This window comes from Serratia sp. JSRIV006 (assembly GCF_019968685.1).
Taxonomy (GTDB): Bacteria; Pseudomonadota; Gammaproteobacteria; order Enterobacterales; family Enterobacteriaceae; genus Chania; species Chania fonticola_B.
In genome coordinates, this window is sequence record NZ_CP074137.1 from 3,596,254 (window position 1) to 3,617,934 (window position 21,681).

The 21,681-nt window shown below is 53.8% G+C and carries 19 protein-coding genes; 5 read left to right on the forward strand and 14 right to left on the reverse strand.

Annotated elements, in window-relative coordinates:
* Nucleotides 1-7 precede the first annotated feature (7 nt).
* From KGP16_RS16700 to KGP16_RS16720, 5 genes are read right to left on the reverse strand one after another with little or no spacing between them, the layout of a single operon-like run.
* Nucleotides 8-1,489 (reverse strand): TolC family protein, encoded by a 1,482-nt coding sequence (locus KGP16_RS16700; protein WP_223500010.1) that lies wholly within the window; start codon nt 1,487-1,489, stop codon nt 8-10.
* A complete protein-coding gene (locus KGP16_RS16705; RefSeq protein WP_223500011.1) occupies nt 1,486-3,357 on the reverse strand; it encodes an FUSC family protein in 1,872 nt (623 codons plus the stop codon). The genes KGP16_RS16700 and KGP16_RS16705 overlap by 4 nt, the downstream gene beginning before the upstream one ends.
* On the reverse strand, nt 3,347-4,396 hold the full coding sequence (mdtN, locus tag KGP16_RS16710; protein WP_094981613.1) for a multidrug transporter subunit MdtN: 1,050 nt from the start codon (nt 4,394-4,396) through the stop codon (nt 3,347-3,349). The genes KGP16_RS16705 and mdtN overlap by 11 nt, the downstream gene beginning before the upstream one ends.
* 11 nt (nt 4,397-4,407) lie before the next feature.
* A complete protein-coding gene (locus KGP16_RS16715; protein ID WP_223500012.1) occupies nt 4,408-4,728 on the reverse strand; it encodes a YtcA family lipoprotein in 321 nt (106 codons plus the stop codon).
* 32 nt (nt 4,729-4,760) lie between these two features.
* Nucleotides 4,761-6,227, reverse strand: a complete 1,467-nt coding sequence (locus tag KGP16_RS16720; RefSeq protein WP_059201200.1) for an amidohydrolase family protein — start codon at nt 6,225-6,227, stop codon at nt 4,761-4,763.
* A 490-nt stretch (nt 6,228-6,717) separates the two neighbouring features.
* On the opposite strand from KGP16_RS16720, the gene KGP16_RS16725 reads away from it, so the two are divergent.
* Both KGP16_RS16725 and gadC read left to right on the forward strand, forming a co-directional pair.
* The gene (locus KGP16_RS16725) at nt 6,718-8,118 is read left to right on the forward strand and encodes a glutamate decarboxylase (RefSeq protein WP_021805824.1); all 1,401 of its coding nucleotides are present in this window, start codon (nt 6,718-6,720) and stop codon (nt 8,116-8,118) included.
* 101 nt (nt 8,119-8,219) lie between these two features.
* The gene (gadC, locus tag KGP16_RS16730; RefSeq protein ID WP_021805825.1) at nt 8,220-9,758 is read left to right on the forward strand and encodes a glutamate:gamma-aminobutyrate antiporter; all 1,539 of its coding nucleotides are present in this window, start codon (nt 8,220-8,222) and stop codon (nt 9,756-9,758) included.
* Between the two features lie 74 nt (nt 9,759-9,832).
* Here gadC and KGP16_RS16735 read toward each other — a convergent pair whose 3' ends face one another.
* A complete protein-coding gene (locus KGP16_RS16735; RefSeq protein ID WP_223500014.1) occupies nt 9,833-10,771 on the reverse strand; it encodes a LysR family transcriptional regulator in 939 nt (312 codons plus the stop codon).
* Between the two features lie 104 nt (nt 10,772-10,875).
* On the opposite strand from KGP16_RS16735, the gene KGP16_RS16740 reads away from it, so the two are divergent.
* A complete protein-coding gene (locus tag KGP16_RS16740) occupies nt 10,876-11,619 on the forward strand; it encodes a DsbA family protein (RefSeq protein ID WP_223500015.1) in 744 nt (247 codons plus the stop codon).
* Between the two features lie 43 nt (nt 11,620-11,662).
* Nucleotides 11,663-11,971: a monooxygenase gene (locus KGP16_RS16745; protein ID WP_094981616.1), complete on the forward strand. Its 309-nt coding sequence runs from the start codon at nt 11,663-11,665 to the stop codon at nt 11,969-11,971.
* A 182-nt stretch (nt 11,972-12,153) separates the two neighbouring features.
* Here KGP16_RS16745 and KGP16_RS16750 read toward each other — a convergent pair whose 3' ends face one another.
* From KGP16_RS16750 to dsdX, 4 genes are all read right to left on the reverse strand, one after another.
* A complete protein-coding gene (locus tag KGP16_RS16750; RefSeq protein WP_223501542.1) occupies nt 12,154-13,035 on the reverse strand; it encodes a DMT family transporter in 882 nt (293 codons plus the stop codon).
* 28 nt (nt 13,036-13,063) lie between these two features.
* Nucleotides 13,064-13,351 carry a hypothetical protein gene (locus KGP16_RS16755; protein WP_223500016.1) on the reverse strand — a complete coding sequence of 96 codons (288 nt, stop codon included), beginning with the start codon at nt 13,349-13,351 and terminating at the stop codon, nt 13,064-13,066.
* A 787-nt stretch (nt 13,352-14,138) separates the two neighbouring features.
* Nucleotides 14,139-15,470: a D-serine ammonia-lyase gene (locus KGP16_RS16760; protein WP_223500017.1), complete on the reverse strand. Its 1,332-nt coding sequence runs from the start codon at nt 15,468-15,470 to the stop codon at nt 14,139-14,141.
* A gap of 17 nt (nt 15,471-15,487) precedes the next feature.
* Nucleotides 15,488-16,825, reverse strand: coding sequence for a D-serine transporter DsdX (dsdX, locus tag KGP16_RS16765; RefSeq protein ID WP_021805830.1), 1,338 nt, complete (start codon nt 16,823-16,825; stop codon nt 15,488-15,490).
* Nucleotides 16,826-17,036: 211 nt separating this feature from the next.
* Between dsdX and dsdC the strand changes: the two genes are divergently transcribed.
* Nucleotides 17,037-17,978, forward strand: a complete 942-nt coding sequence (gene dsdC / locus KGP16_RS16770) for a DNA-binding transcriptional regulator DsdC (protein ID WP_021805831.1) — start codon at nt 17,037-17,039, stop codon at nt 17,976-17,978.
* Here dsdC and KGP16_RS16775 read toward each other — a convergent pair.
* The 4 genes from KGP16_RS16775 to KGP16_RS16790 are packed head-to-tail and all read right to left on the reverse strand — an operon-like array spanning nt 17,975 to nt 21,473.
* Nucleotides 17,975-18,592, reverse strand: a complete 618-nt coding sequence (locus tag KGP16_RS16775) for an ABC-type transport auxiliary lipoprotein family protein (RefSeq protein WP_021805832.1) — start codon at nt 18,590-18,592, stop codon at nt 17,975-17,977. The two genes, dsdC and KGP16_RS16775, sit on opposite strands and share 4 nt — an antisense overlap.
* A complete protein-coding gene (locus tag KGP16_RS16780; RefSeq protein ID WP_021805833.1) occupies nt 18,589-19,530 on the reverse strand; it encodes an MlaD family protein in 942 nt (313 codons plus the stop codon). The genes KGP16_RS16775 and KGP16_RS16780 overlap by 4 nt, the downstream gene beginning before the upstream one ends.
* A gap of 3 nt (nt 19,531-19,533) precedes the next feature.
* On the reverse strand, nt 19,534-20,331 hold the full coding sequence (locus KGP16_RS16785) for an ABC transporter ATP-binding protein (RefSeq protein ID WP_021805834.1): 798 nt from the start codon (nt 20,329-20,331) through the stop codon (nt 19,534-19,536).
* Nucleotides 20,328-21,473: an ABC transporter permease gene (locus tag KGP16_RS16790; protein ID WP_223500018.1), complete on the reverse strand. Its 1,146-nt coding sequence runs from the start codon at nt 21,471-21,473 to the stop codon at nt 20,328-20,330. The genes KGP16_RS16785 and KGP16_RS16790 overlap by 4 nt, the downstream gene beginning before the upstream one ends.
* Between the last annotated feature and the right edge of the window lie 208 nt (nt 21,474-21,681).

A 21,681-nucleotide genomic window follows, 5' to 3' on the forward strand; every position in this document is an offset into this window, starting at 1 on the left:
CCCAGAATTACTCCGGCTCCACGTGGGTCATTTTGCCCATCACAAAGGCTAAATTAGCCGCCGCGATCAGTGCCGCAGCGTGGGCATCGGTACTCATCTGTTGGGCATAGAGCAGACCATTGGCAGCCTCGTTGGCTACGGTGATGGTCCCCACGCCGTTGCGATAAGACTCCAGAGCGGCGTAGTAGGTAATAAACGCGGTTTTTACCAGGTTCAATGCTGCCTGGTTGGCTTCTAGCGCGGATTGTAACGTATCGGCCGCCACGATAATCTCACGAACCGCAGCCTCCTGCGTCTTTTGGAAAGTCTCGTTTGCCACGGCGGCACGTGATTCGGCCTCTTTCACGCGGGCAGCTCGTATTCCACCATCGTAAAGCGGTACGGTAACGCCCAACAGAATGCTAGAGGACGACGTTTGCTGGCCAATGGACGGCAATCCCTGAATGTCAAAACGCCCATCGCCACCCGCGACCGCGCTGGCAAGATAAACCTTAGGCAGAAAATCCGCCTCTGCCGCCTTGATACCGGCAGTAGCGGCCTGAGCAGCAGCATAAGTTGCCAATACGTCTGGCCGCTGAGAGAGCGCCAGCTTAATCATCTGCTGGGTTGGCGCACTGGCCGTCTGCGGCAAAGGTTTATCCTCGGCATAGCCCACTTTAATTTGCGATGAGGCAGAAATGCCCATGGATGCCAGCAAAGCCTGCCATGCGTCACGTTCTGTTCCCTGCGCAACAACGCGATTCAATTCAGATTGCGCGACCTGCTGGCGTGCCTGTGCAACTTCCACCGTTGTCGCAACGCCATTTTTGTTACGCGCCAAGGCAGCATCGAGGATTTTCTGGCTATTGCGCAGCGTCTCCTGCGCTATTTTGCGGCGTGACTGGGCCGCACCGTATTGGTAATAGCTGCGCGTAACCTCATAAATAATCTTTTGATGCATGCCGTTAAAGGCGACGTTGGCGGCATAGGAGGTGTGCTTGGCCGCCTGTTGCAAAGCGCTACGCTGGCCAAAATCGAAAATTAACCACTGCAACGCCAGTGCCGGCACTACCGCGCTGCCGGAGGTGTCCAGATCGTGTTGGTCGCCAATGTCATAGGGCAACGGCGTTCGCGTTCTTTGGTAGCCGCCAATCACGCTGGCTGACATCATTGGCAAAAATGTCGCTTCAGCCATGCCTACGCCCAGCGCTGCCTGCCGCGCCTGTTGCCAGGCGATGCGGGTATCCGGGTTTTGCATCTGGGCGATGTCTATCAGCTCAGGTAACTGATAGATCTGCTGCTGGTTGATCGCAGGCGGTGCAGGAAGTTCCGCTACCGCCGGGTTGGCCGGAACAGCAAATTCATGACTGCTGATGCCGTCAGGTGTCCAGGGAGAGGAAGGGCTAGCCGGAGCCAACGCCAGTTGGTCCGTGGCACAGCCTGCTAACAGACATAATCCCACTGCCGTGCTGAAAGTTCGTATTTTGAAAGTCTGAGTGCGCGGCTTCATCCGAGAAGTTCCTCAAGTCGCCTGATGCTTTGTTGGATCTCAAGTTCAACGGCGGGTGGCAAACCGTTGTTGCTGCCTGTTGGTTCTGAGGGATTAATCACTTCACCGCTCGAGGAAAGCCGGCTAAGCCGTTCCACATCGGAGAAGGACTTATCAAAGGGCAAAAACAGCGCCGGACAGAGGTTTTCCATTTCGCCAAGGATCGCTTGCAGACGCCGGTATTCTTCGGGAGAGGGGCGTAGCGATCTTGGCTCAAAAGGAACCAGCCTTAGCGCCTCCCGTGCCGTAGTCAGTTCTTCTTCAACCTCTGCCGCCTGTCTTATCGCTGCCGGGCGCTCTGTTGGCGATAACGCGGCAAGATTGCTTAATCCCGTGACCAGGCTACGGATGCGAGTGCGGACAAAATCAGCAATGGCGACGGGCCACACGTAAGTGAATATCAAATACACCACCAGATTCCCCAGCAGGATCCCGAGTACCCTATCGAGCGCAACGCCCAAATCCGTACTCGGACTAAAGCCATGTAACACGGTCAATAAGAATGCCAGTCCGATTTGTATGCCCGCATAAGCAATCCGCTCATTGCCGCTCGATACCCAGGCACTGAGCAGCAGCGCGCCGAATACCAACGCCATTAACTGGCCGATATCACTAAGCGACGGAACAATAAAAATCAGCGAAAGCACGCCCATCAATGCGCCTATCAGGCAACCAACAATGCGTAACGTCAGCTTGTGTACTGTCTCTCCCGCCGTGCCTAACGCAGCGACATAACAGGTGATCATGGCGGTATGAATATCTTGCCAGTCCAGTGCGGTATAGACGAGATAACAGATCACGCTGGCCGCCGTGGTCTTTAAGGCAAATTGCTGATGGACGGGATTGGTAAAGGCGTCTGCGGCTAAAAATGAGGCTTTGGGCGCACTGGTGTCTACCGCATTATCTGGCGTTGCAAGTTGCACCAGCGCGTGGGTGACTTCGTCATTTTTCCCACTCTGATTAAACGCTGGGGGTTCAATCCCCCGGCCCGCGGCAATAGCCTCGGCGGCGGAACTGCACCAGTCCGCCAAATTCGGGCGAGTTAACGCCGGTTCGGTTTTATTGAGGGCTGAAATGGCCAGCAGTAACCGATAGCTGCTGTTGACAGCGGCGGTTAACCAGGCAGCCTCTGCGGCAGGCCGCAGATGGAAAATGCGCACGAGCATAGCCCGCTGTTGATGTTCGCTCTGCCCTTCCCGCAGCAGCTCCTCTACTTTATACAGGCTGGGGGCATCCGGGTCGCGTAAAGCCTCACCGGCAACCGCTAAGCGCTCTGCCAGACTTGCGCGTAGCAGTTTCCAGGGTGGCCGCCCGATGAAAAGATTAAAGGCTACCAATAGCAGCATCGGGGATGCGGCCATCAGCCAGGCATACAGCACCGCGCGTACCGCTAACTCTCCATTCGGCGCGTCGCCAAGTAGCGACATGATGAAAGCGATCACCAGCGCAATAATGCTGCCTACCGGCCCGAGCTTGCTCGCCGAGCCTAGCCAGAGAAAGGCAAACGAGCTAAGCACCAGCACCGCCATGCGTAAAGGCGCAGATTCCAAGGTATAAGGCAGGATCAGCAAGATCAGCCCCACCACTATGGACACGAGCAGGGTCACCGCAATGGCCATCGCCATACTTTCGGCGGCGTCTGGTTTCATCACGAACAAAATCAGATAGCAGCTAATCGCTGATTCGGGGATACCGTACAGCATGGCCACCAGCGTCATCAGTGCGCAAAGCGCACCGACCCGCCAGGCCATCGCCAATCGGCCAGGGAAATAGGCCAAATCGCGTTTCACCTGGCGCAACATTCTGCCCAAGGGGCTGTCAGCAACCATGGTCGTCTCGTACTATTGCTACCGCGCTGGCACCAATTCGCATCAACTCCGCCGGCGGATCTTTAAGGGTTATCCGCACCGGGAAACGCTGTTCGACCCGCACCCAGTTCAGCGATTTTGGGACATAGGGCAGATTTCGTGGAATGTTAAACTGCTCCTCGGAGCTGATCCCCCAGCCAATCCCCTCCACTTTGCCCTGAATCGCACGCTGACGATCGGCCATAACATATACCGTGGCGCAATTCCCCGGTTTAATGTGCGCCAGCTCTGTTTCGCGAAAGTATGCCGAGGCGTGCCAGTGGTCGCTATTAATCAGCGTAAATACCGCCTGATCCGGCATCACAAATTCCCCCGCCGAAACATTCAGCCCCACTACCAGACCATTATGCGGCGCTCGTATCTGGGTATTTTCCAGTTCTTGTTCGGCAATGGCCAATGCGGCGCGGCGTGCGCTGAGCAGGGCCTCAGACTCCGCAGCGCTGCTGATTAATGCCTGCGAAGCGACGGTTTGCTTCAGCGCCTGTTTCAGGCTGATTTCCGCATCGTGTTTGGCTGTCTGGGCATCGTCCACCTGCTGGGCGGTGACATACCCCTTGCCCAGCAGTGGCTGAATGCGCGCCAGAGTCTGGGTGGCAAGCTTGAGGTTGGCTCGCGCCCGGTTTACCTGTTCATCGGTAATAGCCGCATTAGATTGTTCTGCGATCATCGTGCGGTGCTGAGTATCCCAGGCAGCTTGCGCCATCTGCAGTTCCGCCCGTGCCTGCTCGACCCGCAAACGATAAATCGTGGGATCGAGGGTGAACATCACCTCACCTCGTTGGACCCTGCCGTTTTCTGTCACATTAATGGACTGAATACGCCCAGGTACGGAGCTGCTGACGTTCACCACGCTAGCACCGATGACCGTATCCTGCGACGTGGGATTTAACGTGTTTTGACGCAGCGTCAGCCACCCTGAAATAGCGGCAGCAATAACGATAACCACCCCGATGACGATCGCTATCCGACGTTTATTGCCCGGTTGTTTTAACGTGTTCATTTTTAGCGCACTTACAATAAAAGCGATGACATAAAGGCTACGGCGAGCGCCAGGCAGGTATAGACGAAGAGTCGCCACGGCAGAACTTCGTCAATTCCTGCAAAAATCAGCAGAACGCGCGCTCCTATCGCTACCACGAGGCCAATCCCAGCACAGGCTAGCCAGGCTGGGAAATAAGAGCCGAGCATGGAAAATGCTGGCGCACCAAAGTCACGACACCCGATGAGGCTAAAGGTGCTGACCAGCAATAAGGCCAACGCTCCGTAACGCGTATGGCCTGAACGAAAAAACACAGGCCCCCGGCGCTGACGAAAAGAGTGTGCGCTTGCCATTTTATCTCCCAAAACCGCATTGCGGCGCTGTATTAAACCGCGCTGTTTACCAGCGTATTTTTATAAATTTGCCCATTTTTCATGATCATCTGAAATGCTTCCTCAGGCTGGGCCAGCAGTTGAATATCCGTTAGCGGATCGCCGTCGACAATGATCATATCGGCCAGGGCGCCTGCTTCTATCACCCCGAGCTTCTCGGGATAAGGGTTACGCGGGCCGGAGAGCGCGCAAAGTTCGGCATTGACGCTGGTAGCCATTTTAAGAATTTCGAGAGGCGTATACCAGCGGATCAGCTTGGCAAGCTGGGCGCCTTGACGTGTGGCAAGCCTGGCGTCGAACAGTGTGTCGGTACCCCAGGCGGTCTTGATGTGGTGCTTTTTCGCCAGTTGGTAGGCGTTATCGGTTCCAGCGGACATCACCAGTTGCTTGGCGCGTGAAGCCGGGTTCGCCATCGGTACGGCATCTTCATCGTCCAGGAAAGGTTGCAGACACCACCACAGATTCTGTTGCGCCATGAGCTCCACGGTTTGTTCATCCACCAACTGGCCGTGTTCGATGCATTTCACGCCGCCTTTGATTGCCATGGTGACAGCGCGGGCCGTATAGGCGTGAACGGTCACGTAGGTACCCCAATTTTCCGCGGCGGTCACCGCCGCCTGGATTTCGGGCACGGACCCCTCCGTTACGTCGATGCCGTCATAGAGTGAGGCTACACCGCCACCGGCCATAAATTTGATCTGGGATGCCCCCCTCATCAGCTGTTCCCTGGCGCGCAACAGCACCTGGTCGGCACCATCGGCAATGGCAGTTATCCCCACCCGCTCGATATAGCTTAAGGAGTCCGCGGGTGCGCGTGGGACTTCGCTCAGCATGCGAAAATCACCGTGGCCGCCGGTCTGGGAAATGAACGCCCCGGACGGGTAAATGCGCGGGCCAACCGTAATCTGCTCATCAATCGCACGCTTCAAACCAAACACCGGCCCGCCCATATCGCGTACCGTGGTGAAACCACGCAGCAGCGTTGCCTGTGCTTCGGCAATCGCCAGCGCCTGGATATAGTTAAAATCGGCCGTCATCGCCGTCATCATGGAAGGACGAGCCATGATGGCATGCCAGTGCGCATCAATCAGGCCGGGCATCAGTACGCCACCGTTGCCGTCTATAATCGTTGCTTCCGCTGGCGGAGGCGTATCAGCAGGTTCAATCGATTTGATTTTGTTGCCTTCAACGATAACCTGCATGCCCTCGCGCAGTTGGTCAGAAACCCCGTCAAAAATCCGTACGTTGATAAACGCTTTCAGCTGCGTAGCGCTGGCGGTTGCATTGGAATGTGTGGATTGTCCTGCGGGTATTGCTGCTGCGACCGTGGCTGTCGTTATCGGCGGCGCTTTCGCCGCCTGGCGGGTTAGCACCGTATTAATGCGTAAAAATGCCGGGCTGTGGCATAGGCATGCCTCAGAATGTTCGTGGGCAGGCAAGTCCATGGCGCTTTGCTGCATAACACATCACTCCTTATCAAATTAAACCGACTTCGCGGGTAACTGCAGGTTTTGTTTAGAGTAATTGTAGAACGTAATCCTCACAACGCTTTATTTTTCAATAATTATATATCTTCATTAATAAAACATTATTTTGCAGTGGATAAAATCAGAATTACCTTATCAATCGAGAGTAAAGTCTCATTAATTAATTTAACGTTATCACAACCATGACGTAACAACATTTAAATTACTGGCATAAAAATCCGAGAGAGAACACCCCAATGAATCGCCCCTCACTTTTTTGGGGGACATTGAGAAAACGATCAACAACACAACCCTCTTTATCACTGATTTTAAAAGAAAAACATTATATTTAAAATGATTTCCTGTCTTTTTCACAAAATGTTCTAGAATTAACGCCAAGACGTAGTGGCGTTAGTAGAGCACAGGGGGCGGTTTTACGTGATCCTGCCGAGTATATTGGAATATAAAAATCAAGAGGGTTTTTATGAGTACAAACAACCAGGAAAATAACAGCAATGTTAATGATGATGTTTACTCCTCGATAGATTTGGCCATTTCGCTACCAAAATCTGGATTTCCAGACTCAGAGCGAAATCCTCGCCATGTATTCAGTGCCATTCGCGATGAATTAATGTTGGACGGTAACTCACGGCAAAACCTGGCGACATTCTGCCAAACCTGGGTTGACGAAGAAATTCGTGACCTGATGGATCTGTCTATCGACAAAAATATGATTGATAAAGACGAGTATCCACAAACGGCCGAAATTGAAGCCCGCTGCGTGCGCATGTTGGCCGACCTGTGGAAATCACCGTCGCCGGACACCACGCTGGGCTGCTCCACCATTGGCTCGTCAGAGGCCGCTATGTTGGGGGGGTTGGCGTTAAAATGGCAATGGCGCAAAAAGCGTGTCGCACAGGGCCTAACCACCGATAAGCCCAATATGATCTGCGGGCCGGTACAAATTTGCTGGCATAAATTCGCGCGTTATTTCGACGTGGAATTGCGAGAAATTCCACTGGAGGGCGATCGTCTGATCATGAGCCCGGAAGAGGTACTGAAACGAGTCGATGAAAATACCATAGGTGTGGTACCCACCCTCGGAGTGACCTTTACCTGCCAGTACGAGCCGGTAAAAGCGGTCAGCGACGCACTCGATAAGCTGCAAAAAGACACCGGACTGGATATTCCTATTCATGTCGACGGTGCCAGCGGCGGCTTTCTCGCCCCATTCTGTGCCCCCGATCTGGAATGGGATTTCCGCCTGCCACGCGTAAAGTCCATCAATACTTCAGGCCATAAATTTGGGTTAGCCCCTCTGGGAGCGGGCTGGGTGGTGTGGCGTGAAGCGACAGACTTGCCCGAAGAGCTTATTTTCAACGTCAACTATCTTGGCGGCAATATGCCTACCTTTGCGCTCAACTTCTCGCGCCCTGGTGGACAGATCATCGCTCAATACTACAACTTCTTACGCCTTGGCCGCGAAGGCTACGCCAAAGTGCATAATGCCTGCTATGCCACGGCCCAGTATCTTGCTGACGAGATCGGTAAGCTCGGCCCGTTTGAAATCCTGTTTGATGGCGACAGCGCCAAAGGCATCCCGGCGCTGGCATGGAAACTGAAAGAAGGCGCCAACATCGGTGGCTACACGCTGTATGACCTCGCCGACAAATTACGTTCACGCGGTTGGCAGGTCCCGGCATACTCCATGCCAGCTAATCGGGAAGATCTGGTTATCCAGCGTATTCTTGTACGCCACGGGGTGAGTTTTGACCTGGGTAGTCTGTTGCTTGACGATCTGAAACGAGCGCTTGAGCATTTCGAAAATCATCCGGTCGTTAATCCACTTTCGGAAGATGAAGCGGCCGGTTTTAACCACGGCTGATCCGCAGTTGGTCTGTTAATGGAGTGGCATGCTCTTCGCCACTCCTGTTAACCATAAGAACTCAACTGGCAAGCATCTTCGCTTGTCCCAGGAGAATTGCCATGGCTACCTCTCAAATCATCGCTGCGCCAAAACAACTCACGCTGTTGGGCTTTTTTGCCATAACGGCATCAATGGTGATGGCGGTTTACGAATACCCAACGTTTGCGACCTCTGGTTTTTCACTGACCTTCTTCCTGATCCTTGGCGGCTTGCTGTGGTTCATTCCGGTAGGATTGTGTGCCGCTGAAATGGCAACGGTTGAGGGTTGGCAGGAGGGCGGCGTGTTTACCTGGGTTTCTAAAACCCTGGGTGAGAAATGGGGGTTTGCCGCTATTTCGTTTGGCTATTTGCAAATCGCGATCGGCTTTATCCCGATGCTCTACTTCGTGCTAGGGGCGCTGTCCTATATTCTTAACTGGCCCGAGCTCAATAACGATCCGATAGTTAAAACCGTCGCCGCACTGATTATTTTATGGGGCCTGGCCTTGACTCAGTTTGGCGGCACCAAAAATACCGCTCGCATCGCCAAGATTGGTTTTTTTGCCGGTATCCTGCTGCCAGCCGCCATTCTGGTGATCCTGGCCGTCACTTATCTGCGCTCTGGTGCTCCCATTGCGATTGAAATGAATGCCGAAACCTTCTGGCCGGACTTCACCAGCATGAGCACGTTAGTGGTGTTTGTGGCCTTCATCCTAAGCTATATGGGGGTCGAAGCATCGGCTACTCACGTCAATGAGATGAAAAACCCGGGCCGCGATTATCCGCTCGCCATGCTGCTGCTGATGTTTGCGGCGATTTGCCTGAGTTCAGTCGGCGGGCTGTCCATTGCCGCCGTGATCCCCCATGAGCAAATCAACCTCTCTGCGGGCGTGATGCAAACCTTCACGGTGCTGATCAATCATTTGGGGACGGGCTTTGAATGGGCTATCCGCGGTATCGCTGCGCTGTTGCTCCTGGGCGTGCTAGCTGAGATCGCGGCATGGATTGTCGGGCCTTCCCGTGGGATGTTAGTGACGGCACAACAAGGGATCCTGCCTGCCCGCTTTGCCAAAATGAACAAAAACGGCGTCCCGGTAGTGCTGGTCATTTCCCAGTTACTCATCACCTCGGTGGCACTGATTGTGCTGACCAATACCGGGGGCGGCAATAACATGTCGTTCCTGATTGCGCTGGCGCTGACGGTGGTAATTTATCTTTGCAGCTATTTCCTGTTATTCCTGGCTTATATCCAGCTGATCCGCAAACAGCCGAATAACAAACGCACCTTTAATATACCAGGAGGCAATGGGGTTAAAATTGCGGTGGCGGTCATCGGATTGCTGACCTCTCTGGTCGCCTTTGTCGTCTCCTTCTTCCCTCCTTCGGGGCTACCGGGTGGAGAAGCTAACGACGTCTATGCCGGTTTACTGGTCGTTTGCTTCCTGGTGGTGCTGGTCATCCCCTTCATTATTTATGCACTACATAATAAAGCGGCCGGAGCGAAAAATATCACTCTGGTGCCAATCAACACGGATAGCGCTCAGGAAGGGCATTTCTTCATCCATCCGAAGGCACGTAGCCCGCACCACATCATTGTTGATGGTAAAAAGCTTCACTGATCGTCGATTATCAGGTGGATGTGCGGCAACGCCATCCACCTCTTTACCCCCCGGTTAACCAGCCTTCAAACGACTCAACTCAGTGAGTTTGCCAGCGCTAAAGGCGTCATAGCCAACAGCGGATGGGTTTTCATCAGCGCAAATGACCAATCCACAAAGCTTCTCACCCGAACCGACAAATGCTTGCCGGTGGGGTAGATAATATGAATGGGTCGTGGAGCAAAGTGCCACTCGGGTAACACCGGCTGCAAGAGCCCACTCTTCACATAGCTTTCCACCGCGAAGGGGGCTCCGGAGCAGATACCTGCCCCGGTAAGGCAAGCACTCATGGCCACATCGGGATCTTCGATCAGCAGGCTGCTGTTGCCTACTACCGCGATGCTCTGGCTTGCCGATTGCAGATGCCAGGTAAGCTGCTTACCGCGCTGAATGCCAAAACCCCCAACCCATCGATGATGCTGAAGATCTTCAGGCTGTCTGATAGCTCGCGCTGAGCGGAGAAAATGAGGGGAAGCATAAAGGCCCATCTGCACATCGCAAACGTGCCTGGCCACCAGCGTTGAATCCTCCAGTATGCCGCCACGAATAGCGCAATCAATCCCTTCCTCAAACAAATTACTGATGCGATCGCTGCTGGCAAGCCGCACCACGATCTCTGGAAAACGTGCCTGAAAGTCATGCAACTGAGGTGCGAGGATCCAACGCGCAATCGAGGCCAAAGCCTCTATACGGATCTTGCCGCTCGGCGTTGTCACCCCGCCGCTGAGCCCCCCTTCCAACTCATCAATTTCCGCGAGAATATGCTGGCAGCGCTCAAAATAGGCGCTGCCATCCTCCGTCAGGCTCAACGCCCGGGTCGTTCGATGCAACAGGCGCACGCTCAGGACGCGCTCAAGATCGCTAATCCGCTGGGAGATCCGCGCTTTGGGAAGCCCCATGGCGATAGCCGCACGGGTGAAACTTCCGGTTTCAACCACTTTGACAAAAGTGGCCATGGCTGCAAGTTTGTCCATTTGTTCACAAATATTGAACAGAGTTAGCTTTTATAGTCTATTTATTAATTTTTGCTGTCAAATATCATGACGATCGCGCTCTCAACCCAGCTTGGAGTTTCCACATGATGCAATGCGATCCCACCACCGGCAGTTGTCTACTGCCTGACGAGCCCTCTGATGCACAACGGCAACCCACTACGCCCAGCGATGTAGTCATTCGCTACGTCGGCGATCCGATGTGCTCCTGGTGCTGGGGCATTTCACCCGTGGTGAAGAAACTGGCGGAGTATTGCAATCAACATGGCCTGAGTTTTGTGATGACCATGGGTGGCTTGCGCGCTGGTGGCGGCGATGCTTGGAACTCGGCATTCAAAGCCTTCTTAAGGGAGGAGTGGCGCCACATCCAGAAAACAACCGGCCAACCTTTTGGTTTCAGTCTGCTGGAAGCAGAGCAATTCAACTACGATACCGAGCCGGCCTGCCGGGCGGTAGCAACAGCTACTCTGCTGTTGGTTGAGCGGGGTTTGCCTTCCTCGGCAACGTTGCCGTTTCTCGCAGCAAGCCAGTACAAATTCTATGTAGATGGGCAGGATCCTAAAACCGTGGCGTTTTATCGTGACATCTGCGACCAGGTTGGCCTGCCATTTGAAGAATTCAGCCAAACCTTTACGTCACAACAGGCCAGAGAGGCGGTTAGCCAGGACTTTGCGTTATGTCGCCAATGGGGCGTTCGCTCCTTCCCCACCCTATTGCTGGAACGTCAAGGTGAGATATCGCTGCTATCTTCGGGTTACGTTGACACCGAGACATTGCTTAACCGTCTCAACGCACAGTTACCCCCTGTTGCAGAGCACACCACGGAATAACCCTGTTTCTTATACAACCACCCGTCACGAAAAGGATCACGACATGAGTGTCATTTTACAGATTGATTTTAGTTTCCCAGCCGACCAGCTTGGTGCAACCCTGTCCAAAAATGCGCAATCGCTGGCCGAAAGCATCAATCAAGAGCCGGGTTTCATCTCCAAGATCTGGACTGAGAATGAGCATACTGGCGAGGCGGGTGGAATATACTTTTTCGAAAACCGAGCGTTTGCCGAAAAATATGCCGAACACCACGTCAAAAGGGCTGAGGCGATGGGGGCCAAAAATCTTCATCTGAAAATATTTGACATCAACCTTCCCCTGACCAAAATCAACCATGGCCAATATGAGTGATTATTGTCCTAAAAATTGAAGCACAAGGTGCCACGTCAAAGGGAAGCCAATTTATTCGATAAAATTAATGTAATCATGACATTAACGTAATAACTGTATGTGAGCGCCCGCGACTTAACAAGTCGGTCAATTGATTTTTCACCAACAATTGCCACGAAAACGACAGCTTGAAGCGAAAAAAATCATTTGTTTTCGCTATTATTAGTCTTTCTCTGGCCAACTCTAAATACCAACACCAAACCCAATAGGATTGCGGCCATACCTAGCAAACTGAGTGCCGGTAATACGTTGCCTAAGAACAGATAATCCATGACAGCCGTAACAACAGGAACCAAATAGAAAAGGCTGGTCACGTTGACCATATTTCCACTGCGGATCAGTCGATACAACAAAAACTGTGCTCCAACGGAGATAACCAAACCCAGCCATAACAGTGGCAATAGGAACCCCACTCCCCAGTCGACCTCAAAGGGTTTAAATGGCACAAAGCAAAGGCAGAATACCAAGCTGACAAGATACTGAAGAGGCATCACTTCCTGGGGTGACTGCTGCACTGTTTTTTGTAATAGCGTCCCTGTCGTCATGCTGACTAGTGCCAACAGGGCAAAAGCCAATCCCAGGACCGACATCCTAGCAAAGCTTAGCCCTTCAAATACCACCAGAGTCAAGCCACACAGAGCCAATACCAAACCGCCTAGACGAGCTAACGAGAAATTCCGCTCGGTAAGCACCAATGTAAGGATGGGTTGTGCGCCAAGGATAGTGGCAAGTACGCCAGGGGTGACCCCATGCTCGAGAGCCAGAAAGTAGCAAATCGAATAACCGCCAATAAGCAACACTCCTGTCAGTGCTACTTTCCCACGAGTGCCCGACTTCGGCAGCAATCCTCCGCTAAAGCTGGCGATGACGACGAGCAGTGACAGCGCGAGAATAAAGCGCAAGGTAAGGATGGCGAACGCTGAGCTGTGGTCAAGCCCCCAGCGTGAGAAAATTGCTCCGCTGCCCCAAAGCAGAACAAAAAGCATGGTTGTGCCGTACGAGGCCCAGGCATTCTTGGTTAGCATCATATAATCTGCCTATATTGTTGTCTTTTCAGGTCCACCAGACAACCTCCCCCGTAGGTAATTGCCCCATAAAACAAGTAATCAACAGGCGTTGCCGTGCAGAAATACCGCTACCACCAAGTACAGCATGAACGAGATTACCATTTAGCAGTACGAGGTCACCTGCTTCCAAATCAATAGTTAGATGAGCATGTTCGTGCAAAAGCTCTACTGGATAAGGAAAACCACTATATTCAAGTCCTAGCTTTATTCGGGAATCATTCTCTGGGGCGATATTCCAAACTTGATGATCCGTGTTCACCTTCTTGTGCAGCATCGTCCGCTGTCGATGCAAGAAACCCAAAATTGCAGGAGCCGGGCTGATGACACGCTGATGCTCTGAGAATTGCTTGACATATTTCTGATTCGGTATACGAACTCATAGCGCAATATTGAGATAATAACGCAGATTGATTATTTTGAGGTTTAGAAACCGTATTCATACGTTCCTCCTTGATTTTATAATCACATCCATTAGGATGCCTCCTGTGCCAGATGTATAGATCTTTTATCTAAAAAAATTACATTTATTCAGACTATCAATTGCTCTACTGTACTAACTACAACATACAATAAATCACAACGCGTCTTAAACGTATCGAATTTTAGTCTCAAATATGAAACACCCTAGACTTTAGCAATATCACATCTGAATTTTATCAAATTAAAGAATGTTTGCCAAAGTCGTTCTTTTCACCATAGTGTCCATAACAGGAGGCGCAGCTATTTTTATAGAACACACCAGGAGTCTGAACCAATTCTGGGACGCAGCCTGGCAAGCGCGCTATTAATAGTGTTTCATGTTACTCGCTTATCAGTTAATGACTCTACCGTTTTAATGTTTGTGGCAGCCAGAGCGACAGAGCTGAGAAAATATTATCCGTCACAGAATAACAGGATCCGACTTATAGTAAACATTGACATGATAGCAATTCTTTTAATAGGCGAAATTCTTATTATTAATTTCGTATCAAGGACATAGGCTGATCAAGGCCAAACTATGGAGGTAAGGCATGACCAAACGGGCGTAGCATGATGCTACACCCATTTAACCGCATATAGCGCTAGCGTTTTGCGGCTGCGAGGTACTTGGCCATCTCTTCCTCAGGCACCATACCGCCACCGGTTGCCCACACCAAATGCGTGGCATTAGCGATCCGTTGGGCGTCGATCTGGTGGTGGTCCAGATAATGTGGGTCGGCGCAGACTCGAGCCGGCCCCGCCATGCCAGCCAACGCAGAAGGCTCCAACTGAATGCTCTCTTCAGCGGCAAGCAAGCCAAGCAGGTCGTACATCTCCTGATCGCTCAGGGTGTAGAAACCATCCAGCAAGCGTTCCATGGCACGCCCGACAAACCCGGAAGCCCGGCCGACGGCCAAACCATCCGCCGCCGTGACGTTATCAATCCCCAGGTCCTGCACCGCAATGTGATCGTGCAACCCGGTGTGGATCCCCAGCAGCATGCAAGGTGAGTGCGTCGGCTCGGCAAAGATGCAGTGCACATGGTCGCCAAACGCCAGCTTCAGACCAAACGCCACTCCGCCAGGCCCGCCGCCTACGCCGCAGGGCAAATAAACAAATAACGGATGGTCCTGATCAACCTGGATGTTCATCTGCGCAAACTGCTTTTTCAGGCGACCACCGGCCACCGCATAGCCGAGGAACAGGGTTTGCGAGTTCTCATCATCGATAAAGAAACAGTGCGGGTCAGACTCCGCCTGCTTACGCCCTTGAGCCACCGCCACACCATAATCCTGCTCGTACTCCACCACGTTAACGCCGTGCTCACGCAGTTTGCGCTTCTTCCAGGCGCGGGCATCGGCAGACATATGCACGCTGACGCTGAACCCCAGCTTGGCACTCATGATGCCAATCGACATCCCCAGGTTACCGGTTGAGCCCACCGCAATGCTGTACTGGCTGAAGAACTGGCGGAACTTGTCGCTAAACAGGATGCTGTAATCGTCGTCTACAGACAGCATGCCCGCCTCGATGGCCAGCTTTTCCGCATGGGTCAGCACTTCATAGATGCCGCCACGGGCCTTGATGGAGCCAGAAATCGGCAAATGGCTGTCCTTTTTCAACCACATCTTGCCCGCGATCGCCTGCTTATAACGCTGCTCCAACGCGCCCTGCATCGCCGGGATCGCCACTACCTCAGACTCGATAATGCCGTTCGTTTGCTGCGTTTCGGGGAAGGCCAGGCACAGATACGGAGCAAAGCGTTGCAAGCGCGCTTCGGCTTCGGCGACATCATTTTGCGTCAACCCGACGTAAGGTAACCCTTCCTCCAGCGTGGTCGTATTGGGGTTGAACCAGGTCACCGCTTCCAAATCCATCAGCCGTTGCACCAAAGGAAATTTCACTACCAGGTTTTCAATGTCTAACGTATTCATAAATAGTCTCTTTTGGTCTAGATGATATAAGAAAGCAGGAATGTGGTTCCCAGCGCAATCAGCGAAGCAATAAAGGTGGCCGAGGTATAATACTTAAACATCTCGCTGAGCGTCGCGCCGCAGTATTGTTTAACCAACCAGAACAGCGAGTCGGTGACAATGGTGCAACCGATGGCACCAGAGCCGATAGCCAACGCGATGATCTCCGGGCTGACGCCAGGGTAATGCGGCAATACGGGGGCAACAATAGCCGTCGCCCCCATCATCGCCACGGTGGCCGACCCCACCGCCGCATGCAGGCAGATAGCCACCAGCCAGGCCAGCAAGATCGGATGCATGTCCATATTCGATAGGATCACGGCCAGCGTATCTGCCAGCCCACTGGCTTTTAATATGCCGTTGAATGCACCGCCGGCCCCGATAATCAGCAAGATGTTGGCGATGGAAGAGAAGCCGTTTTCGGTTTTGGTCAACAAGGTGCCCATGCCCATGTTGCGGCGAATCCCCAGCACGTAGTAGGCCACGAAGGCGGCGATAAACATGGCGGTGATCGGGTTGCCGATAAACTCCAGGAAGGTATACAGCGCACTGTCTTTGGCCATATAGAGTTCCGCTGCGGTTTTCACCAACATCAGAATGATCGGCAATAGCACGGTAAACAGTGTGGCACCCAACGAAGGCAAGTCCTGCTCGTTGCGTACCTCCACGGAGGAAAACTCGGCGGGTACGGGTTTGAACGGCAGACGCTTGCCGACCAGCTTAAGGAACAGTGGCCCACCGATCAGCGAGGCGGCCAACCCGACAATCAAACCATACACAATCACCGAGCCCACATCGGCACCCAGCTTGTTGGTGACAAACAGCGCCGCCGGATGCGGAGGAACCACACAGTGCACGGCCATCAATGCGGTACACAGCGGGATCGCCAACTTCAGCAAGGAGGTATTGGTTTTTTTGGCAATCGAGAACGCCAGCGGGATCAGCAACACCACGCCCACTTCAACAAACAGCGTAATGCCGCAGACCAGCCCCACCAGCACCATGATCACGTCAGCCGACAGCCAACGGCACTTTTGCAAGGTGATGCCAATGCGTTCTGCCGCCCCGGACACTTCCATCATGTTGCCCAGAATGGTGCCTAAACCAATCACCGCCGCCAGGAAGCCCAAGGTCCCGCCGATACCGCCTTCAATGGCATTGACCATTTCCAGCGGGTTCATGCCCATCAGGGCCCCCACATAAAAACTGGCCAGCAACAGCGCCAGGAACGGGTGGATCTTGAATTTTACGATAGTGAGAATAATGATAATGATGCTGCTTAGTAACGTAGCGACTACCCAGATCTGCGAGTCCATGTTCAGCGTCCTTCCAGGATAAATTTCACTCCTATTGGAAACTAACGCCCCAGCGCTGACAAACGATCAAAACGCCTCTTCACATGAACCAGATTCAATCAATCAGGTGATTTCGGTCAACATTTGGTACTATTTCTGTCTTTGACTCACATTGCTTCATCTTTAAACCCCCAGCTTCGATATAATCTGGTTTATTTCACCGGTGATAACCATGTACGACGACAAGCACCAGCTCGCCCGCAACAGGCACCTGAATGGCTATCAGCTAGCCAAGCTGCATACGTTTGAGATTGCCGCGCGGCAAGGCTCCTTCGTGCTTGCCGCCGAAGAGTTGGCGATCACCCCCAGCGCCGTCAGCCATCGGATCAACAATCTGGAAGCCGAGTTGGGTTTCAAGCTATTCCAGCGCTTTCACCGCCGGATCGAACTCACCCCTGAGGGCGAGCGGTTGTTCTGGGTGTTGAAATCGTCACTCAGCTATCTCAATCAGGAGATACTGGAGATTAAAAGTCAGGAACTGTCTGGCACCCTGACTATCTACTCCCGCCCGTCGATTGCCCAATGCTGGCTGGTGCCCAAGCTGGCAGATTTCGATCGCCAATATCCGGCCATCAGCCTGAATATTCTCACCGGTAACGAAATGGTGAACTTCCACGGTGCGGGGATCGATCTGGCGATCTATTTTGATGATAAAACGCCGGAGAAACTCGATTGCCAGCATTTGATGGATGAGTCGATTGTGCCCGTTTGCAGCCCGGAGTACGCCGAGCGCCATGAGCTAGCGGGTAATCCCGCCAACCTGCGCCGCTGCACGTTATTGCACGATCGTCAGGCATGGAGTTACGACTCGGACATTGGGGAATGGAATACCTGGGCTAAACACTTTGACCTGGAGTTTGCTGAAGGCCAGCGCGGTATGGGGTTTGATCGTTCGGATCTGGCGGTGATCGCGGCCATGAACCACGTGGGAATTGCCATGGGCCGCAAGAAGTTGGTGAGTAAGCGCCTGGAGAATAACGAACTTATCGCGCCCTTCCCCGGCATGGAAATGCAATGCGCCCAGCGCTACTACATTTCCACGCTCTCGGACCGGCAATGGCCTAAAATCAACGCCTTTATCCAGTGGTTAAAGGCCATGGCCGACGAGTCTTAATTAGCCGCCTGCTGGCGCGCCCATGCCAGCGTCTGCGCTGCCAGCTTATCGCTGGCCAGGCCAAAGGCCTGCACGACGTTGTCCATCGATGTGCCGTGGATCGGCTCGCGCACCGCAAAACTACGGCTGGCCATCACTCGGCGATCGGAGGTGCGAACCAGGCGAGCATCAAAGCGGATCACCACTTCGCCCCGATCCCCGTTATAGACCCCTTGGAAGGAGGACAAATCGCCGCCTAGCTCAAGATCTGCCTGTAAATTGTCATCGTCGCTGCTCACCGAGCGGAAATGGCCGTTAGTACGGAACTCCTGGATCAGGCGATTACGCAACAACAACGGGGCCGGATCGCTCCAGCGTGAACCGCTAAAAGAGGTGATCTCCGCACCCTGAGGCTGCACAGCAATGCGCGTACCGTTCAAAAACTGGCTGGTATTGGGCTGCACGATACGTACCGAGCGTTCAGACGCCTGGCCCCCTGCCACGGCCACTGGCTGGGCTGGCAGCAAATACACCTGCTGTATCGGGCTTTCCGGCAAAATGGTGCAGGCGGCCAGCGGCATCACGGCCACCAGCACCAACAACCGAAGCATCTGGCGAAGTTTTAGCTTAATCATTTAGGGGTAAACTCCTTGGTACGTTCGCGGCCCCTGAGCAAGGCGGACGGGTTCTCTTCCAGGCGGCTCATGGCACCGCGTAAGGTCAATAAGGTTCTGCGTAATTCATCTACCGCCGGGCCAAGATCGTTGAATCCCTGGATGCCGCTATTCAGTGACTGCTGATTTTCACCAATCAGCTTGTTGAGCAGTGCAGTGGTTTTCTCAAGCGAAGCCATGGTATTTGCCGCATTGGCCACCAATTGCTTGCCCTGCCCGTCCAGCAACACGTTAGCATTGCGCACCAACCGATTGGTCTGCGCCAGCGTATCGTTGCTTTGCTTGGTCACCAGCGCCAGTTGCTGCAAGATGGTGCGGATATCTTCACGTTGCCCGGCTACGGTAGAGGTGATCTGTTCCAGATTATCCAGCGTATTCACCAAACGCTGCTGATTGTCCGGCGTCATGAGCTGATTCAAACGCACCAGCACCTGGTTGACATTGCTCATCACATCTTCGCCATTGGCGAGCAACTGGGTCAACGGTGATGGCGTGGCGACAATCACCGGGATTGCCCCATCCTCTCCTGTCAGCATCGGGCTGGTTTCGCTCCCACCGCTGAGCTGGATATTGGACGTACCGGTAATGCCAGCTATCGCCAGGCGAGCCTGAGTGTCCTCACGGATCGGTGCAGAGGCCGTGACCCGAATGCGCGCCCAGACTTTGGTCGGCACATTGGGATCCAATCGCAGCTGAGTGACTTCCCCCACACGGATCCCACTGTAATTGACCGTGCTGCCCTGTGACAGGCCACTGACGGCTTCATTAAACACGATATCGTACTGCTTGAACTGGCGATCGGTGCCGGACTTGGTTAGCCACAGGCTGAACAGCAGCACGGCAGTGAAAATAATGAGCGTAAATAAACCAATCAAGACATGATGCGCACGGGTTTCCATTTGTTATTGCCTCTCTGGGATATTCGTTACGGCCTGCTGTGCCGCCCGCCCACGCGGGCCGTGGAAATACTCTTGGATCCAGGCATCGTCAGTGGCGGCCACCACCTCCAGCGTATCCACCACCAGCACCTTCTTCTGCGAAAGTACCGCTACCCGGTCACAGATTGTATAAAGCGTATCGAGATCGTGGGTGACCAGAAACACCGTTAACCCCAAGGCATCGCGCAACGTGCGGATCAGGCTGTCAAAGGCGGCGGCACCGATGGGATCCAGCCCGGCCGTTGGCTCATCCAGAAATACGATTTCCGGATCCAACGCCAGCGATCGGGCCAACGCGGCACGCTTGACCATGCCGCCAGAAAGCGAGGCCGGATACTTGTTGCCGGCACTGGCAGGCAGCCCGGCCAGCGCCAGCTTCACCTGGGCCAGCTGCTCGGCATCACGGCGCGGTAAGCCTGCGTATTCAATCAGCGGCAGCGCCACGTTTTCCGTCACCGTCAGCGAGCTGAACAAGGCACCACGCTGAAACAGCACGCCAAACCGCCTTTCCAGCACAGAGCGGCGCGTACCAGAGAGCGCCATCAGATCCTCGCCAAAGACGTGGATCTGTCCAGCGGTTGGGCGGCGCAGACCAACGATGCTACGCAACAGCACGGACTTGCCGGTGCCCGAACCACCGACCACGCCCAGGATTTCTCCTCGGCGCACGTCCAGATCGAGGTCCACATGCACGCATTGGGGGCCAAAACAGTTTCGCAATTTACGGATGCGAATAATGGCTTCAGGGGTCGTCTGGCTCACACGCCCATCTCCATGAAGAACAGTGCAGCGACCGCATCCAGCAGGATCACCACAAAGATTGAATGCACGACGCTGGCGGTGGTATGAGCCCCTACCGACTCGGCGCTACCGCTGACTTTAAACCCTTCCAAACAGCCGATAATGGCAATCAGGAACGCAAATACCGGCGCCTTGCTCATCCCCACCAGGAAGTTCTGAAAACCGCCGCTACTCTGCATGATGGTTAAAAACATGGTGGGTGAGATATCCAGCGTCAGGGCACAAACCACCATGCCGCCAAAGATGCCGCTAATCATGCCTATGAAGGTCAGCATCGGCAACGCCAGGAGCAGCGCCAACACACGCGGCAGCACCAGCAGTTCAACCGGGTTCAGGCCCATCGCCTGAATAGCGTCTATTTCCTCATTGGCCTTCATCAGCCCAAGCTCTGCGGTAAAGGCGCTGGCGGTACGGCCCGCCATCAAGATAGCCGTCAGCAGCACTGCGAACTCTCGCAGGAAGGAAAACACCACCAGTTGCACGGTAAAGATGCTGGCACCGAAGGTAGACAGGACGGTTGACCCCAGGAAAGCGATGACGGCCCCTACCAGGAAGGTCAGCAGCATAATGATCGGCACCGCGTTCAGGCCAATTTGCTGGAGATTGGCTACCAGTGAGGTGATCCGCCAGCGCGTAGGGCGTAGCAGATTGGCAAACAGGGTTTGCAACGTCAGGCCGATAAACCCCAGCAGGGCAACCAGGTTGTGCCAGAAATTTTCCATCGACCGGCCGACGTTGGCCAGCAGTTCGATCGCCAGACCGGGCGGCTTTTCTGCCGGTGGCGGCTCAAAACCTTGCAAAGCACGGCCAACGGTTTCCAACAGCACGCGGCGTTCCACAGGAAGCGTGGGGGCTAACTGTTTGAGATCGGATATCCGTTTGTCACCCAGCAGATTGACCAGCAAGGTGGCACCTGCGGTATCCAGGCTGCCCAGTTGGCTGAGATCGAACACCACATCGGCCGGCAAGCGGGCTTGCAGTTGCCCAACGGAGGGTTCCAACAGGCGATAATGTGCCAACACCCAATCCCCAGATGCCAAGATACGGGGAGGATGGAGCGTCTCGTCCAGGTTGAGAAAGGTGCTGAGTTGCGGTTCTGCCATCGATGACAGCCTCTGCTGGCGAAGAAATTTATACCCGTCGTCCTTCAAGCAACATCGTGAAAGCGATTGGGCAAAGTCTATTTATAACATTAGCGTAGCGGCTTTAAGCAGATTTGCTATAGCACGGTAACATATCGTTATTCTTTATGGTCGTTCGGGGCGCTGCGCCCCTGAAAAGACGCAGGGCCGGGAGATCCCCAGCCCTGCT